Source organism: Sphingomonas sp. SORGH_AS_0438, from assembly GCF_031453475.1.
In the GTDB taxonomy this organism is placed as follows: Bacteria; Pseudomonadota; Alphaproteobacteria; order Sphingomonadales; family Sphingomonadaceae; genus Sphingomonas.
The window spans coordinates 33,987-50,021 of the sequence record NZ_JAVIZS010000003.1; the positions used below are offsets into that span (position 1 = coordinate 33,987).

The following is a 16,035-nucleotide window of genomic DNA, read 5'->3' on the forward strand; positions in this document are numbered from 1 at the left end:
TTAGCCGAAGAATGCCGCGGCGGGATTGCCGCCGGTGATCAGGCCGGCGATTCCGGCCCACAGGATGATGGTGAGCGCCACGTCGAACAGGCCGCGATGCCAGACGAAGCGGTAGAGCCGCGCCTTGGCCAGCGCCCAGCCGATCAGCTCCGCGGCGACGAAGGCGAGGAAGGCCGCGATAAGCAACGGATGGACGAACACGCCGCCCAGATCGATATCGCCGGTCATGCGGCCATCCCCCGTTCGATCCAGGCCGGCGCGGCCGGAAAGACATTGCGGCGTAACCCGACCAGGGCCGCCAGCCGTTGCGGATCGGCATCCCGAGCCAGATCGCTCGCGATCGCGCGGTCGATATCGTCGAGCAGGGCGGGCGGCGGGGCCGGTTCGCGACCGTTCGCCAATTGCCCGAACCAGGCGCCGAGCGCGCTCCGCAGCGCCGCATGTTGCGGATCGGGCGCGATCTGCGCGAGGCTGAGGCCCATGCGCAACTCGCGCAGCGCCGTTGCGGCGGCATCGCGCTCCTCGTCCTCCACCTCGCCGATCCGGCCGGCGAGCAGGCCGACACGGTCGAGCATCCGGCTGCGCCAGGTCGGCAATCGCGATGGCCGCTCGGCGAGCAGGGCGAGATCCCGCCAGCCGGCCCGGCGCAGGCGGCGGATCGCGGTGCCCGCGCCGATACTGCGCACCAGCCGCGTCATCGTCATCGCCGCGGCGACGCCGATCACCTGCGCGACGCTGCTGTTGAAGAAGCCGGCCGCATCGACGGTATAGACGTTGGTCAGCGCCAGTCCGCCGGCAAAGCCGATCAGCATCGGTATCATCCGCCCGTACCAGCTCGGGATCGCCATCACCGCGCCAAGGGCGAGCAGCGCCGGGGCCAGCGCCAGGCACAGCATCGCGAAGCCGTCGATCATCGGCAGGATCGCGAACAGATACACGGCAGCGAGCGGCAGCGACGCGACCGTCCAGATCAGGAAGCCACGCTGCGCGGGCACCGGATCGTCGAGCGTCGCAAAGAAGCAGCAGACCACCGCCGCGATCATCGCCGCGACCGCGCCTTCGGGCCAGCCGGTGACGACCCAGAACAGGCAGCAGCCCAGCACCGTCAGCAGCGTCGCCGTCGCCGACAGCAGGGCAAGGCCGTAGTCGCGGTGGAGCGGCCGCGCGGTCACCCCGGCGACGGGCGCACGCGGCGCCTCGGGATCGGCCACGGCAGCGACCAGCGCGCGCGTCTCGGCCAGCGCGTCGACCAGCTCGCCCAACCGCGCGATCAGGTTGAGCGCCAGCAGCCCGGGCCAGTCCCGCGCCTGTGTCGGCGGGGCGATATCCGGCTTGCCCGCATCCGGCTGGTCGGAGACACGCCCCTCCTGAACGATGCCATCCGCACCCGGCGACGCTGTCGGATCGACCACCCAGCCGCGTACCTGCGCCACCGCTTGCGAAACCTCCGGCGGCAGCGGACCGATCGCGGCCAGGCCGCGCAAGCGATCCTCGACCGCGGAGACCAGGGGGATGAGCTGGACGAGCCGGTCCTGCAAGCCGGTCAGCAACGCCCGGGTCGGGCGAATACGGGCCGTGTCGAACGGGATGTGCGTGGCGGTCACATGCAGATCGGTGACGTCCGCCGCCAGCCGGCGCCGCTCCGGCGCGGTCCGGGTGGCAGGTTCCTCGGCAAGGATATCGGCGATCCAATGTTCCGCGGTCGCCAGTACGGCCTTGGCGCGCGTGCCGTACACGCCGACGACGCTGCGCGGAAAGATCACCGAATGGATCACCGCCGCGCACAGCACGCCGATGCCGATCTCCTGCACCCGCAGCACCGCAGTGTCGAAGATGGCCTCCGGATGGGTCACCGAGGGGAAGCCGATCAGCGCGGCCGTATAGCCGGCCAGCATGAACAGATAGGAACGCGGCGTCCGGTCGAGCAGCGACACGAACTGGCACCCCGCCACCCATGAAGCGAGGGCGAGGCTCAGCAGCACCGGCGCGTTGACCAAGGTCGGCACCAGCAGCACCGTGACCAGCCCGCCGATCGCGGTGCCGGCCAGCCGGAACACCGCCTTCGACCGCACCGCGCCGCTCATCGGCTGGCTGGTGATGTAGACGGTCGCCATCGCCCAGAAGGGCCGCTCCAGCCCCAGCGAGAAGGAGACGAACAAGGCAAGCATCGCCGCTGCGAAGCAATTGACGGAGAAGATCGTCTCGCGCAGGCCGATCCGGGGCATGGCGGTCACTCGGCCTCGCCGACCGCGTCGAACGCGGCGTGCAGCCGGTCGAGCACGCGGGTCGCGGCGATCAGGTCGTCCGCGTCGATGCCGGCGAACAGCTCCGCGCGGATCGCGGCGGTCCGTTCCTCGACCTGCGCCGCGACGGCCCGGCCGTCATCGGTCAGATGGAGCAGGCGCACGCGCTTGTCGGTGACGTCCACGCGGCGTTCGACCAGCCCGCTCCGTTCGAGCTGGTCGAGCAGCGGCACCACCGATGGCGCCTCCACCCCGAGCCGGTCCGCCAACCCACCCTGGCGCATCCCCTGCCCCGCCCGTCCGACCAGCATCACTGCCAGCGCGGCGGTATGCGACAGCGACAGGCCCGCAAGCCCGCGATTGAGATGCCGCCGATATCCCCGCGCCATCGGCACGAGGCAGGCGGAGAACTGACGCTGGAGAGCCGGAAGATCGTTCACGCCATTTAGATAGATGGCTATCTATTGGACTGCAAGCCGTGACAGCGTGCGAGGGGCCTCGCTCCGTTGCTTCCGGCCGCAAGTTCGCATTGATCAGCCGGGATCGCATCGCCGATCCACGTGCGTCAGCCCGTCGACGACGATCGCCATCTCCCCCGGAGACCAGGGCGAAACCTTGTGCATGATCCGCGCGAAGCGATCCGAGGCAAGATGGCTCGCCAGCCATGATTGCAGCCGTGGCAGGGGCAAGGCGTCGAACCACCCCCGATCGACCTGGGCGAACTGCCGGACGAACGGCATGAGCGCGGCATCCGTCAGTCCCGCCTTCGCGCCGCAGAGCTGACCGCCCCCCTCGATCCGCGTCTCCAGATCCTTGAGGAACGCGAAGCCGCAATCGCGATGCCGGACGGGGTCCGAACCGTGGCGATCGGGATATTTATAGCGGTCGAGATGGTGTTTGAACACATCGTCGTTTGCCGCGATCAGCGCGGGATCGTCGCGCGCGAGCCAGTCTTCCGGGTCGCGGATGCGCAGCGCCCACCGCATGATCGCGAGGCTTTCCTCGATCACCCCGCCCTCCGCCGTCACGAGCACCGGCACCGTGGCCTTGGGCGACGCGGCGAGCAGGGCGGCAGGCTTGTCGGACAGCCTGACCTCCCGAAGCGCGTGGCGCACACCGCTGACGTCCAGCGCCAACCGCGCGCGCATCGCGAAGGGACAACGACGAAAGCTGTAGAGGATCGGGTCGGTCATTACCCCGCCATACGGCCCGTTCCTTGCCGCAAAAATCCCCCCGATCGGGAGGAAAGCCGAAGGATGCGAGCCGGATAAGCGGATTGCCCTATCCTGGCGGCAATGGAATGATGCACCGAGGCGGCTACGAACCTCCGCAGCCCTCGCCCTCCTCCTGTCGGGACCCGCGAGCGCCCGGATCGTCGCCCAGCCTCGGGCTTGTTAATGAACGTGCGTGATCAGAACGACGTTCGCCCCACCCCGCGATGTGCCCCGATGCTCGGCACCGACCGGCACGACGCAGCATTGGCCCGATGTCAGCGAGACATTATGGTCCCGGAACTCGACCAGGAAATCGCCGCTCCAGACGATGACGGTCTCGGCCGTATGGCTGTGGCTATCCCATCTCCCCGGTCCCCCGCCGGGCACCCGCACCATTCGGATGTTCATCCCGCCCAGCGTCACGGTCTCTTCGTTCCCGCCCGTGCCGGCCAGTCGTGCGAACGTCTCGGAAAAGTCCGTCATAGGCGGCATCGATCACCTCGTCCTGACATCATCTTATAGATTATCCCGCTTCTACCGATGCGCATGGGCGGCACGGTTGCGGAACACGGGCATAGCCCCGGCGCGGCGGTCAAGCCGCACCGGGGGAAGAGAGGATGCGCCGATACTCTTCTTCGGCATAGCCATAGGTATCGCCGGCCAGCGCCAGCAGCGCATCGCGATCGCGGACGACCAGACGCCCCCTGGTGGAGCGGATCGCCTGGCTTTCCTCCAGCCTGTGCAGCGCATCGGTGACGCTGCTGCGGCGGACACCGAGCATCAACCGGAACTCCTCATGCGTCATGCAGATCTCGTCCGCCCGGACGCGGTCGTGGTAGAGGAGGATCCAGCGCGCCATCCGCCGTTCGATCGAATGGGCGAGCGACGACACGATCGTTCGCGCCATCTGGCTCATCAGGATCCCGGTGAAGCGCAACAGGAGCGTGCGGATATTCGGCTGGGCGTCGATCGCCGCCTGCAGATGCTCGGTCCGCAACCGCATCGCGACGCCGTTCTCGGCGCGCATGACGACATCATGCGGCCAGCGGTCGTTGCCGAGCAGCACCGGCCAGCCGATAAAGCCCTCGCTCCCCACCAGGGCGACCGCATAGCGTCGATCGTCTTCCAGCGAGTCAAGCACGGCCGCAATGCCGGTCAGGGGAAAGCAGATGGTCTCGGCAGGGTCGCCGGCACGCGCGATGATGTCGCCGTTGCGGAAGGAAACGCGTTCGAGATGCGGCTCCAGCACCGCCCGTTCCCGGCCGGACAGCAGGCGCAGCAGCCCATTCTCTTCCCGCTGTTCGTAAAGCGACGCGTTCTGGTCCGATAGGTGGAAGAGCTGGGCGTCCATTTGGTCAACCTATGATCGGGACGGGACATCTGTCACCCCCGTCCGCTCCGTCTAGTTCCGTACCGAAACAGTCGTTGCCGCTGGTGGGTTGCCTCCATGACTCAACAGGAGAGTAACTTGCGCAGCATCTATCGCTTCGGCCCGCTCGCGGCCGCCCTCATCGTCGCCGCCTCCCCCGCCGTCGCGCAGTCGCCGCGCTCCGTCACCGCGCCGCCCCCGCCTTCGCCGCCCGCGACCGCCGTACAGCCCGCCAAGGCCGCACCCGACATGCAGGCGGTGCTCGACGCGCTCGCATCGCTCGGCGGCAAGCCGATCGAGACGCTGACCCCGGCCGAGGCGCGGATGCAGCCCTCGGCCGCCGATGGCGCGAAGGCGGCGATGGCCAAGCAGGGCCTGCCCACGGAACCGGACGCCGCGGTGGCCACCCGGGACATGCCCTACGGCGCCGATCCCAAGCAGTTCGCCCGCATCTACAAGCCGGCGAACGCACCCGCCGGCGGCAAGCCGATGCCGGTCATCGTCTATTATCATGGCGGCGGCTGGGTGATCGCCGATGTCGCGACCTATGACGCGGCGCCGCGCGCGATGGCCAAGGCGCTGAACGCCATCGTCGTCTCGGTGGAATATCGCCATGCCCCCGAGTTCAAGTTCCCGGCCCAGCATGACGATGCGGCCGCGGCCTATCGCTGGACGCTGCAGAATGCGGCGAGCTGGGGCGGCGACCCGGCGCGGATCGCCACGGTCGGGGAAAGCGCCGGCGGCAACCTCGCGGTCGCGACCGCCATCTATGCCCGCGACAACGGCCTGACGCTGCCGCGCCACATCGTCTCGGTCTATCCGATCGCCAACAGCAGCATGACGCTGCCGTCGCGCCGGGACTCGGCCAATGCCAAGCCGCTCAACACCGCGATGCTGCCCTGGTTCGGTTACTATTACCAGACCAGCAAGGCGGATGCGCAGGACCCTCGGCTGAACCTGGTCGCGGCGAACCTGCGCGGCCTGCCCCCCACGACGATCATCAACGCGCAGATCGATCCGCTGCGCTCGGATGGCGAGACGCTGGCAACGGCGATGCGCGCGGCCGGCGACAAGGTCGAGCAGAAGACCTTTCCCGGCGTGACCCATGAGTTCTTCGGCATGGCCAAGGTCGTGAACGGCGCGAAGCAGGCGAACGACCTTGCCGTCGCGCGCCTGAAGACGGCGCTGGCGCGCTGACCGACCGGGAGGGCGACCATCGCCCTCCCGCTTCGCTTCCAGACGAATAGGAGAGCTCCCGTGGCGTATCTACGTTATCGCGACGACATTGAAACCCCCGAGCCCGATGAACAGCAGAGCATCGACGGCATCATCCAGGGCATGACCCAGGAAAGCCAGACGGTCGAGAAGCGCGACGGGCACGCGGTCCGGGCCAGCCACGCCAAGAGCACGGCCTGCGTGATCGGCCAGCTGACCGTCGCGCCTGACCTGCCGCCCGAACTGGCCCAGGGACTGTTCGCGGTGCCGGGCACGTTCGATGTCGCGGTCCGCTTCGCGCAGGGACCGGGTGAGAAGCTCGGTGACCGGGTCTCGACCCATCGCGGCATGTCGATCAAGATCTTCGGCGTCGAGGGCGCCAAGCTGCCGGGCCATGACGCGCCGACCCAGGACTTCGTCCTCGCCAGCGGCACGACCTTCCCGGCCGGGACCGCCTCCGGCTTCCTCTCGCAAGCCAAGAAGATCGGCCTGACGGTTCCCATGCCCGAGGGGGTGAAGAGCGCAGCCGCGTCCGTCGCCCGGAACATCAACAAAGTGCTGAACGCCGTTGGCGCGGGTCCGAGCCCGACGCTCGACTTTTACGGTCATCCCTTCAGCCACCCGCTGGTCGAGGAGTATTTCAGCCAGTGCCCGGTCCGCTTCGGCGACCATGTCGCCAAGATCGGGGCCTTTCCCGTGGCGCCCGCGCAAAAGGCGCTCGCCGACTGGCAGCTCGATCCGCATCAGGACGAGGATGGCTTCCGCCATGCCACGGTCGAATATTTCGCCGGTGACGATGCGGTGTTCGAGCTTCGGGCGCAATTGTGGACCGATGCCGGGACACAGCCCATCGAGGACACCTCCGTCGACTGGCCGACCAGCGAAAGCCCGTATCGCACCATCGCGACGATCCGATTGCCGCGACAGGCCGCCTATGGTCCCGACCGCGTCCATTATTTCGACGAGGTGATGACGTTCCGCCCGGCCCACAGCCTGGAGGCGCATCGCCCGCTTGGCGGCGTGATGCGCGCCCGCATGCAGGTCTACCGGGCGCTCAGCGACTTCCGCCACCGCGAGACCGGCATCGCCGCGGCCAACACCGCCCGCATCCAGGACATTCCGGCCTGACCCCCAACACCCATGCCATTGATCTTGAGAGGACAATCATGAAGTTCGAAGGCAAGACCATCGCCATCCTGATCGCCCCGCGCGGCACCGAGGAATCCGAATTCGCCCGGCCCAAGGCGGCGGTCGAGGAAGTCGGCGGCCAGGCGGGGATGGCATGATGGCGCGCTTCTCCGAGAAGGTCGTCGTCATCACCGGTGCCGCCTCCGGCATCGGTGAGGGCGCCGCGCGCCGCTTCGCCGAGGAAGGCGCGACGCTGGTCCTGGGCGACATCGACAAGGGGGCGCTCGACAGCTTGGCGGGCGAACTGGGTGGCATGGTCGAATGTCGCGAAACCGACGTGTCCGACCGGGCGGCCTGCGAGGCCCTGGTCCAGGCGGCGGTCGACCGTTTCGGGCGGATCGACGTGCTGGTCAACAACGCCGGCGTCGATCATCTTGGCAAGGTCGACGAGGGCGACTTCGCCGAATTCACCAAGGTGATCGAGACCGACCTCTACGGTGTCGTCCATATGAGCCGCGCGGCGATCGCCCATCTGCGGCAGTCGAAGGGCTGCATCGTCAATATTTCGTCGGTGTCGGGACTGGGTGGCGACTGGAACCACAGCTTCTATTGCGCGGCGAAGGGCGCGGTGAGCAATTTCACCCGCGCCTTGGCGATGGACGAGGCCCGCAACGGCGTCCGCGTCAACGCGGTCAATCCCTCGCTTACCTATACCGCGCTGACCGCCGGGATGAAGGAGCAGCCCGACCTCATCGCCAAGTTCGAGGAGCGTATTCCGCTGGGGCGCGGTGCCGAGCCTGCCGATATCGCCGGCGCGATCGCGTTCCTGGCCAGCGACGACGCCCATTTCGTGACGGGCGTGAACCTGCCGGTCGATGGCGGGCTGACCGCGTCGAACGGGCAACCGCCGCTGTCGTGACGATCGCGGGGCGGGCCCGCATGTCCGCCCCCCTCCCCCAAGGCCTCGGGAACCATCCATGTCGATCGAATCCAACACCGCCCTGGCGCTTGCCTATTTCCCCGCCTTTCGCGACCGCGATACGCAATGGTGGGATGCGCATATCGCACCCGGTTTCGTCCGCCACGATCCCGGGCTGGACTTCGCGGTCGAGGGACCGGCGGGGATCAGGAAGCTGGCCGAGGTGCTGCATGGCGGCTTTTCGGACATCGCCTATCCGATCCTCAACGTCGTGGCGCAGGAGGACCGGGTGCTCGTCCACCTGCGTCAGGTCGCGACCCATTCGGGGGAATATGAGGGCAGGCCGGCGACGGGCACGCGCACCGATATCGAGGTCATGGACCTGTTCCGCGTCGAGGACGACCGGCTGGTCGAGCATTGGGCGCTGATGGACAATCTCAACCTGCTCAAGCAGATCGGCGCGGTCGATGCCTGACAGGTCCGGGGGACGGCACTAAGGTCGTGATCGTCACCGGCGCATCGACACCGTGATCAACACTGCCGGGGAGATGAGGCATGAAGCGTTTCGTGATCGTGGTGGACATGCAGCGGGATTTCGTGGCGGCCGACGGGGCGCTGCCGGTGGCTGGAGCGGAAGCGATCGTCCCGCCCATGAACACCTGGCTTGCCGGCCTGCGTCCCGAAGACGTGGACGGCGTGCTCTTCACCGCGGACACGCATGTGGCTGCCATCTATGCGTCCTCGGCGGAGGCCGAACTCTTTCCCCTCCATTGCGAGACGGGCACGCCGGGATGGGAAAATGTCCTCGATCGAGCCGCGATCGATCCCGCCCTGCCGGTCTATCACCTCGAAAAGGGGGTGTTCGACATGTGGGCCGAACCCGATGGCCAGGTGACGTCGGTCGCCACGGGTGAGACGATCGCACGGGACGCCTTCTTCGCGACGCTCAAGGCGCGCGGCGTGACCGAGGTGACAGTGGTCGGCGTGGCATCGGACTATTGCGTGCGCTGGGCGATCGACGGCCTGGTCGCGCGGGGTTTCACGGTCGACGTGCCGACGCGACTGACCCGCGGGATCGCGCGGCCGATCGAGCAGGTCCTCGCCGATGATTTCACGGGCGCGCCGGTCCGGCTGGAAGCGACGGCGTGATCTTCCTACGCGCCCGTCTCATCGACGATGAACCCACGCGACCCTGACGTGGCGGCCTCGGCCCCGGCACCGGTCGAGGCAGGCCACTAACTTCATTCGGCCCAAGTCATGAGCAAGCACCAGGGCAGCTTGTACCAATTCGGGACTTAGGTGCTTAACAAGAAATGAACAAACATCGCGCTGATTGATTTGGATGGGCGGACCGATCGCACGGTCAATCAATCTAATGACCTACAGGGGTTTGCTCATGAAATCGTTCAAGGTCGCACTTTGCGTCGCCACGCTCGCCGCTCCCAGCCTCGCCCATGCCGCCGTCACGCCCAGCCTCGGCGGCAACACCTCGGATTTCCTCACGCTCAGCAATGCCGGCCTGGAAGGCGGCACGGTCGCCACGCTGAGCGGCGGCCAGGTCTATACGGCGGATCGTCCCTTTGCCGACATTCCGGCCGGCACCGTGTTCGGTGGCAACTTCCTGGCGGCCGGGCCACTCGCCGGCCAGCCGGCCACGCTGACCTTCACCGCGCCGACCAGCTATCTCAGCTTCCTCTGGGGTTCGCCCGACACCTGGAACCGGCTGATCCTGACCACCAATCAGAACAGCTACACCTACACGGCGATGGACCTGAACTTCGCGGTGACGAACGGCAACCAGGCCTTCTCGCAATATGTCCAGTTCGCGACCTCGGGCGGTGAGCTGATCAACAGCGTCACCTTCACCAACGTGCCGGCCACCGACGCGTTCGAAGTCGCCAATTTCAGCGTCGCGGCGGTGCCGGAGCCGGCGACCTGGGCGATGATGCTGGTCGGTTTCGCGATGGTCGGCGCCGCGTCGCGCTATCGTCGTCGCAACACCTCCTTCACCTACGCCTGATCTCTGCCGCCCGCAGGGGCTAGGAAGGCCGCCGGCAGCGATGCCGGCGGCTTTTTCGCATCATGTTGCACGATCCACCAGGCAGCCGGGCTGCCGGAAAGAGTGAGCATGGCTATGCCGCAGGAGCAACCGCTACCCTGTCCGGAGACGATGCGCATGGCGGCGCTGATGGTGCGCTCCTCGGCGCACCGGCTGTCGCCGGCCGACTATGCGGAGGGCGCGGCCCGGCTGGCGGCGGAGACGGCGCTGGCACGGATCCTCGACTGTCTCGACGAGATCGCCACGCTGCTCGACCCCCCGCCCCCCGCCGGACCCGGATGATCGACGGTCCCACCCGCCCCCCGGCAGTCGCGGCTTAGAGCAGGATGACATCGAACTGACCCAGCCGTCATTGCGAGCGCAGCGAAGCAATCCACCGCCCCGCGCGTGACGCCCTGGATTGCTTCGCTACGCTCGCAATGACGTTTACAGGTCAAGATCATATCATCGGGCTCTAACGTCCCGCCGGCTGGTCCCGCCACAGCCAGCGCAGCACGCCTGGCAGCACCGCGCCGCCATCCGCATCCGAATGGCCGCCCTCCGTCCAGACATGATCGACATCGTAGCGCGGACCGCCCCGCCCCGTCGCGTCCGCCTGCGCATTGGCCCATTGCAGCGCCTTCAGCATCTGCTGGTTGGCGAGGAACCAGTTGCCATGCGCATTGTCCAGGTCGTTGCGCCCGTCCTGCAGGAAGACGCGCAGCGGCCGGATCGGCGACTTGCGGATCAGCCCCGGATAGACATCGCCGCCATAGGCCACCGGCCGGCCGTCCGCGCCCAGCCGCAGGCCGATCGACGTATAGCTGCCGATGAAGCTGATGACGTTGCCGAACGCCTCCGGATGCCGCCACGCCACGGTCCAGGCGGCGATCGCCCCGCTCGACGTGCCGCCGATCGCCCGGCGTCGCGGGTCCGCCGCGAACCGCCAGCGCCGGGCCACCGCCGGCAGCAGCTCGGTCAGCGTCAGCCGGGCATAATCGTCGGACAGCGCATCATATTCGGCGACGCGGTGGTCGGGATTGTCCAGCCCCAGGCTGGCCGGATAATGCGCCGCGCGGTGGCCGGGCGTGACGAAGACGCCCAGGGTCGGCGGGATCGCGCCCCGGCCGATCAGGTCGTCCAGCACCGCCGGGATGCGGAGCGACCCATCGGGGTTGATCGCCCGCTGCCCGTCCTGGAACAGCAGCAGATTGGGCGGCCGCGCCGGATCATAGCCCGCCGGCACATAGACCCAGTAGCGGCGCACGATGCCGGGATAGACGCGCGTCCGCAGTTCGAACGGCCCCTGCAACCGCGACGTTCCCTGCACGGCGGGCACCGACGCCGGCGCCGCGACCGCCGGCAGCGCCGGGGCCAGCAGCGCGGCCAGCGCCAGCATCGCCCGCTTGGTCACTGTCCGGTCGGTCGCTGCGCCGGCGGGATCAGCGCCTGGCGGATCGGCTCCACCCACCGGTCCCGGTCGATGTCATAGAGGATGAAGTCGCTGTCGAACTGCCAATAGGCCCAGGGGAAGCCATGCGCCTCCGCCTCGCGCCGCACCGTCGCGGTATAGCGCGCCCGCGCCGCGACCGGCGTGCCGCTCTTCTCATAGGCGCCGAACTCGCCCATCAGCACGGGCCGGTCGTTCGCCTTCGACCAGGCCGCGACTTTATCGTAATCGGCCCGGATACGCGCCTCGTCCGCCGCGGTGAAGGGCACGTTCTTCAAACCTTTCATGTCCTCCGCCCAGGGCGCACCCTGATGGGTGAAGCGGAACGGCTCATAGGAATGGAAGGTGACCAGGATGTTGCGGTCCGCCTTGGGCAGGTTTAGGCCCGGCAGCTCCTCCAGATTGTTCCAGCGGGTCGGGCCGATCACCAGCGTCCGCTCCGGATTGGTCGCGCGCACCACCGGGATCAGCCGCGCCAGCATCGCGTTCCAGCGCGGCCCGTCGAGCGGCGCATGGGGTTCGTTGAGCAGCTCGAACAGCACCGTGTCCGGCGCACCGCGATAGCGCGCGCCGATCTGCTCCCAAAAGGCGATCAGCTTCGGCTCGCAGGCGTCCGGCGCTTCGGAACAGAGATTGAAGTCATGCTCGTCGAGGATGACGCCCAGCCCCGCATCGGTGGCCCCCTTCACCACCCCGTCCAGCGTCTTCAGCCATTGCGGGTCGAGCCGGTTGCGCGCGTCCATATGCGCGAAGGACTGGAGCACGACGCGCACGAAGTCGAAGCCGCCCTCGCGGATGATGCGGAAATGGCGCGGCTGGAACCGCGCCTTGGCCGGGTCGCGCCACAAGGGGTCATAGCCGATGATGTTGACGCCGCGCCGCAGGCGCTTGGCCGTCGCCCAGGCCGGACCCGTCTCCGCCGTGCCGGCCGAAACGCTCGCCCCCGCCGGCATCGCTGGAGACTGCGCCAGCGCCGGCCCGGCCATCGACAGCGCCGCGCCAACCAGGAATTTCCCGAGCCACATCAAGCACATCCTCCCGCCCGATGATCAGGCTGGACAATGGGTTAGCGCAACCATCCGCGCCTGTCGCCGGTCCGATGGTCGAATCCCGCGATCCAGTCGGCCGGGCCGCTCCAACCCTCCCGGCTAGGACGCGCGAGAAGCGCGCCGGCGTCGCAGCCAGTGGAGCAGCCCGGTCGCGAACAGCACCGCCGGGGCCAGCCCGACCAGCACCGCCAGGATGCGCGTCGACAGCCCGCCGACCGTCCCGTCGTGCAGCGGCCTCACCCAGGCCATCCACCACGCCCCCGCGCCCGACCGGCGCAGATCGCGCACCGCCAGCACCCGGCCCGAATGCCGGTCCACCCAGACATAGCTGGCGGTGAAGCGCGTCTGCGGATCGCCCGGCACCTGCATCCGCACCCGGATCGCCCCGTCCGGGGCATTGGGCACATCGACAAAGACCAGCCGCCCGTCCGGCAGCGCCCGGTGCGCCGCCTTCAGCGCCTGCGCGATGCGGACCGGCGGTCCCGGCTCGGACGTCGGCGCGGGCAGCGGCGCGGGCGCGAACAGCGCCTGTACGACGACCGGCAGCGACAGCAGCACCCCCGTCGCCACCAGCACCAGCAACAGCATCCCGCTGCCCAGCCCGGTCAGCTTGTGCCAGTCGCGCACCCGGCGCAGCGGCGCGGCCTTGCGCTTGAAGGCCAGCGCCTTGCGCCATGTCCCCTTGGGCCACCACGCCGCCAGCCCGCTGACCAGCAGCACCAGCATCGCCACGCCCGACCAGCCGACGATCTGTTGCCCGGTCTCGCCCGCCAGCAGCTGCATGTGCAGCTCGTAGATCCAGCTCATCGCATAGCCGCCCCAGGGCGCGACGCGCAGGATGCGACGGCCGTCGCGCGAGAACCACAGCATCGCGCGATCGCCATGATGGTTGGGCCTGGCATAATAGCGCGCCGGGATCGCCCCGCCCTCGCCCGTGGCCTCGAAGGTCCATCGCCCCGTCGGATCGTTGCGCCCCGCGCGGCCCGTCGCCAGCGCCCGGTCCCAGACGGGCGAGTCCCAGCCGGGCGCGGCACCGCCCTGCCCCGCCCGCACCTCGGGATGCAGCACGGCGTCGATGCCCGTATAGAAGACCAAAGCCGATCCCGTCAGGCCGATCATCGCGAAGAGCAGCCCCAGGCCGAGCCCCAGCCAGAGATGCAGCCGGCGCACCCAGCGCCGCATCGCCCCCCCGCCCTTTACCCCCACGGCCCTCACCACGTCCCCGCCAGTGCGACTTCGACCGATCGCGGCGCGCCGATATAGACGTTGGTGGTCGGATAGCCGCTATATTCGCCATAGAAGCGGTCGGTCAGGTTGCGCCCGCGCAGGGTCAGCGTCGCATGGTCGCCGACCGGCACCGACAGGCTGGCATCGACCAGCCGGTGGCCGGCGACGCGGATGCTGTTCGCCGTGTCGGTGTAGAAGGCTCCCGCCCCGCGCAGGAACCCGCCCAGCGTCACCCGCCCGATCGTATAGAGCGCCGATCCATTGACCGTGGTCGCCGGCACGTTGATCGGCCGCTTGCCGCTGCGATCGACCCGCACCCCGCCGACCAGCTCCGACAGGCGGTCATAGCGCGCATCGGTATAGGCGAGGCCCGCCGACAGGCGCAGCGGCGCGGCCGGCTGGACGCTGGCCGACAGTTCGGCCCCGCGCGACGACTGGCGACCGCCCTGCACGCTCAGCGCGGGATTATCGGGATCGCGGGTCAGGATGTCGCGCTGTTCGATCCGATAGACCGAGGCGGTGAGGCTGCCCCGCCCACCCCAACCGCTCGCCTTCGCACCCGCTTCCCAGGCCGCGCCGCTGGTCAGGCGGAAGCGGCTGTTGGCGATCGAGGCGAGCAGGATCGACGAGACCGGCGACACCGCCGTCGTATATTGCGCATAGAGGGTCACGCCCGGCCGCGCCGTCCAGGTCGTGCCCAGCCGCCACGAGACGGGATCGAAGCGCGGCGCATTGCGCTCGGCCGCGCCGCTCGCATTCTGGATCGTCGTCCGGGTCAGCGCGATATGGTCCCAGCGCGCGCCGCCCAGCACCAGCCAGCGCGACGTCAGGTTGAGCGCATCCTCGGCGAACAGCGACAGCTGGTGCAGCCGGGAATCGAAGGTGACGTCGCCGGTGGTGAACACGCCCGGCCCGTTCGGGATGGCGATGATCGCCGGGTCGCGCAGATCGACCTGCGGCAGCGCCGTCACCGGTGCCTGCCGGCGCGGGCTTCGGAAGCGCGTGCCATTCCCCTCCACGCCCAGGCTGAACCGGTTGCGCAGGCCCCGCACCCGCCCCTCGTTCACGACCAGCCCGCGCGCGTTCCCAAAGCGATGGTCGTGGCGGAAATCCTGATAGCTCTGCCGGATGCCGCCTCGCGGGAAGGCCGCGCTCGGCGCGGTGAAGACCTGCGTATCCGCCAGCAGGAAGGCCCGCTTGGCGGCATAGCCGGTCAGGTCGATGGCGACGCGCCACCCGCCCCCGATCGCCCCGTCCAGCCGCGCGCGCACCGTCGTCTCATCCGCCCCGGAATAAGCGCCCAAAGGATTATAGTTCACCCGCCGCAGCGCCCGGTCGGCGACCAGCCCCCCGGTCGAGCGTACCGCCCGGCTCGGCTCCAGCGCATAGCGGCCGGGGATCAGTGGCAGGCCCTGATAGGTCGCGTCATAGCGATCCTCGAAATGCTCGACGCCGATCAGCAGCGACCAGCGCGGATCGGGCCGCCACAGGGCGCTGGCGGTCAGCCCGGCCGAATGGCTGGCATTGCGGTCGACATCGTACAGGCTGTCCGAGCGTTGATAGCTGGCATCGGCGCGGATCGCGAGGTCGGCCGCCGCGGCGATGTTGACGCCCCCTGCCGCATAGACGGTGTCGAAGCTGCCGGTCGAGGCGAGCAGGTCGAGCCGGCGTTCGCCGATCACGGGCTTGCGCGTCACCAGATTGACGACGCCGCCCAGCGCCCCCTCCCCGTACAGGACCGAGGCGGGGCCTTTCAGCACCTCGATCCGGTCGTAATGCCAGGTGTTGGTGTCGCGCTGCACGACGGTCGAGGTCGAGACGCGGACGCCGTCGCGCAGGATCGACACGGCATTGCCGGCGAAGCCGCGCAGCGACAGCACCGCCGGATTGCCCGGCACATTGCCGGCGATCGCGCCGACCACGCCGTCGAACGCCTCGCGCGCGGTGCGCAGGCCGCGCTGCTGGAGATCGGCCTGGGTCAGCCGTTCGAGCGTCGCCGGCGTTTCGGCCTCTGTGAGGCCCAGCCGGCTGCCGGTATCGGCCGCGGCATCGCGCTGGCCGGTGACGATGATGGTGGCGGCGGCCTGGGGCGGCGCGGCCCCTTGCGCGCTTCCCCGCGCGGGCAGGAACAGGCACGACGCAGCAGCGCCGGCCAGCAGGCAGTAACGATTCATGCGAAACGG

Annotated in this window: 16 protein-coding genes and 1 pseudogene; 7 read left to right on the forward strand and 10 right to left on the reverse strand. The window is 68.9% G+C overall.

Annotated elements, in window-relative coordinates; translation table 11 throughout:
* The 6 genes from QE452_RS18390 to QE452_RS18415 all read right to left on the reverse strand — a co-directional run bounded on the left by QE452_RS18390 (nucleotide 1) and on the right by QE452_RS18415 (nucleotide 4,808).
* A complete protein-coding gene (locus tag QE452_RS18390) occupies nucleotides 1-228 on the reverse strand; it encodes a DUF1656 domain-containing protein (protein WP_309660332.1) in 228 nt (75 codons plus the stop codon).
* Nucleotides 225-2,225 carry an FUSC family protein gene (locus tag QE452_RS18395; RefSeq protein WP_309660372.1) on the reverse strand — a complete coding sequence of 667 codons (2,001 nt, stop codon included), beginning with the start codon at nucleotides 2,223-2,225 and terminating at the stop codon, nucleotides 225-227. The genes QE452_RS18390 and QE452_RS18395 overlap by 4 nt, the downstream gene beginning before the upstream one ends.
* 5 nt (nucleotides 2,226-2,230) lie before the next feature.
* Entirely contained in the window at nucleotides 2,231-2,683 is a 453-nt protein-coding gene (locus tag QE452_RS18400) for a MarR family transcriptional regulator (RefSeq protein ID WP_309660331.1), read from the reverse strand.
* A gap of 93 nt (nucleotides 2,684-2,776) precedes the next feature.
* Nucleotides 2,777-3,436 (reverse strand): glutathione S-transferase, encoded by a 660-nt coding sequence (locus QE452_RS18405; protein ID WP_309660330.1) that lies wholly within the window; start codon nucleotides 3,434-3,436, stop codon nucleotides 2,777-2,779.
* A 201-nt stretch (nucleotides 3,437-3,637) separates the two neighbouring features.
* Entirely contained in the window at nucleotides 3,638-3,940 is a 303-nt protein-coding gene (locus tag QE452_RS18410) for a cupin domain-containing protein (RefSeq protein WP_309660329.1), read from the reverse strand.
* Between the two features lie 109 nt (nucleotides 3,941-4,049).
* Nucleotides 4,050-4,808 carry a Crp/Fnr family transcriptional regulator gene (locus QE452_RS18415; RefSeq protein ID WP_309660328.1) on the reverse strand — a complete coding sequence of 253 codons (759 nt, stop codon included), beginning with the start codon at nucleotides 4,806-4,808 and terminating at the stop codon, nucleotides 4,050-4,052.
* 117 nt (nucleotides 4,809-4,925) lie between these two features.
* Between QE452_RS18415 and QE452_RS18420 the strand changes: the two genes are divergently transcribed.
* The 7 genes and pseudogenes from QE452_RS18420 to QE452_RS18450 all read left to right on the forward strand — a co-directional run bounded on the left by QE452_RS18420 (nucleotide 4,926) and on the right by QE452_RS18450 (nucleotide 10,429).
* On the forward strand, nucleotides 4,926-6,023 hold the full coding sequence (locus QE452_RS18420) for an alpha/beta hydrolase (protein WP_309660327.1): 1,098 nt from the start codon (nucleotides 4,926-4,928) through the stop codon (nucleotides 6,021-6,023).
* Nucleotides 6,024-6,083: 60 nt separating this feature from the next.
* Complete coding sequence (locus QE452_RS18425) at nucleotides 6,084-7,169, forward strand: catalase family protein (protein ID WP_309660326.1); 1,086 nt, start codon at nucleotides 6,084-6,086, stop codon at nucleotides 7,167-7,169.
* Nucleotides 7,170-7,326: 157 nt separating this feature from the next.
* Nucleotides 7,327-8,088 (forward strand): SDR family oxidoreductase, encoded by a 762-nt coding sequence (locus tag QE452_RS18430; protein WP_309660325.1) that lies wholly within the window; start codon nucleotides 7,327-7,329, stop codon nucleotides 8,086-8,088.
* 58 nt (nucleotides 8,089-8,146) lie between these two features.
* Complete coding sequence (locus QE452_RS18435) at nucleotides 8,147-8,563, forward strand: ester cyclase (RefSeq protein WP_309660324.1); 417 nt, start codon at nucleotides 8,147-8,149, stop codon at nucleotides 8,561-8,563.
* An 80-nt stretch (nucleotides 8,564-8,643) separates the two neighbouring features.
* Entirely contained in the window at nucleotides 8,644-9,237 is a 594-nt protein-coding gene (locus QE452_RS18440; RefSeq protein WP_309660323.1) for an isochorismatase family protein, read from the forward strand.
* A 733-nt stretch (nucleotides 9,238-9,970) separates the two neighbouring features.
* Nucleotides 9,971-10,108: pseudogene (locus QE452_RS19145) on the forward strand (PEPxxWA-CTERM sorting domain-containing protein); the annotation flags it as partial.
* Nucleotides 10,109-10,216: 108 nt separating this feature from the next.
* A complete protein-coding gene (locus QE452_RS18450) occupies nucleotides 10,217-10,429 on the forward strand; it encodes a hypothetical protein (protein ID WP_309660321.1) in 213 nt (70 codons plus the stop codon).
* A 172-nt stretch (nucleotides 10,430-10,601) separates the two neighbouring features.
* Here the strand turns inward: QE452_RS18450 and QE452_RS18455 are convergent, their stop codons facing one another.
* From QE452_RS18455 to QE452_RS18470, 4 genes are all read right to left on the reverse strand, one after another.
* On the reverse strand, nucleotides 10,602-11,540 hold the full coding sequence (locus QE452_RS18455; protein ID WP_309660320.1) for an alpha/beta hydrolase-fold protein: 939 nt from the start codon (nucleotides 11,538-11,540) through the stop codon (nucleotides 10,602-10,604).
* Nucleotides 11,537-12,601 (reverse strand): glycoside hydrolase family 5 protein, encoded by a 1,065-nt coding sequence (locus QE452_RS18460; protein WP_309730678.1) that lies wholly within the window; start codon nucleotides 12,599-12,601, stop codon nucleotides 11,537-11,539. Before QE452_RS18460 ends, QE452_RS18455 begins: the two co-directional genes overlap by 4 nt.
* A gap of 123 nt (nucleotides 12,602-12,724) precedes the next feature.
* Entirely contained in the window at nucleotides 12,725-13,807 is a 1,083-nt protein-coding gene (locus QE452_RS18465; RefSeq protein WP_309660318.1) for a PepSY-associated TM helix domain-containing protein, read from the reverse strand.
* A 29-nt stretch (nucleotides 13,808-13,836) separates the two neighbouring features.
* Nucleotides 13,837-16,026 (reverse strand): TonB-dependent receptor, encoded by a 2,190-nt coding sequence (locus tag QE452_RS18470; RefSeq protein WP_309660317.1) that lies wholly within the window; start codon nucleotides 16,024-16,026, stop codon nucleotides 13,837-13,839.
* Nucleotides 16,027-16,035 lie beyond the last annotated feature (9 nt).

Coding starts and splice junctions, on each gene's coding strand:
- QE452_RS18470 (WP_309660317.1), bottom strand. CDS start 16,026: ATGAATCGTTACTGCCTGCTGGCCGGCGCTGCTGCGTCGTGCCTGTTC.
- QE452_RS18395 (WP_309660372.1), bottom strand. CDS start 2,225: ATGCCCCGGATCGGCCTGCGCGAGACGATCTTCTCCGTCAATTGCTTC.
- QE452_RS18410 (WP_309660329.1), bottom strand. CDS start 3,940: ATGACGGACTTTTCCGAGACGTTCGCACGACTGGCCGGCACGGGCGGG.
- QE452_RS18430 (WP_309660325.1), top strand. CDS start 7,327: ATGGCGCGCTTCTCCGAGAAGGTCGTCGTCATCACCGGTGCCGCCTCC.
- QE452_RS18465 (WP_309660318.1), bottom strand. CDS start 13,807: ATGCGGCGCTGGGTGCGCCGGCTGCATCTCTGGCTGGGGCTCGGCCTG.
- QE452_RS18440 (WP_309660323.1), top strand. CDS start 8,644: ATGAAGCGTTTCGTGATCGTGGTGGACATGCAGCGGGATTTCGTGGCG.
- QE452_RS18435 (WP_309660324.1), top strand. CDS start 8,147: ATGTCGATCGAATCCAACACCGCCCTGGCGCTTGCCTATTTCCCCGCC.
- QE452_RS18405 (WP_309660330.1), bottom strand. CDS start 3,436: ATGACCGACCCGATCCTCTACAGCTTTCGTCGTTGTCCCTTCGCGATG.
- QE452_RS18415 (WP_309660328.1), bottom strand. CDS start 4,808: ATGGACGCCCAGCTCTTCCACCTATCGGACCAGAACGCGTCGCTTTAC.
- QE452_RS18460 (WP_309730678.1), bottom strand. CDS start 12,601: ATGTGGCTCGGGAAATTCCTGGTTGGCGCGGCGCTGTCGATGGCCGGG.
- QE452_RS18450 (WP_309660321.1), top strand. CDS start 10,217: ATGGCTATGCCGCAGGAGCAACCGCTACCCTGTCCGGAGACGATGCGC.
- QE452_RS18390 (WP_309660332.1), bottom strand. CDS start 228: ATGACCGGCGATATCGATCTGGGCGGCGTGTTCGTCCATCCGTTGCTT.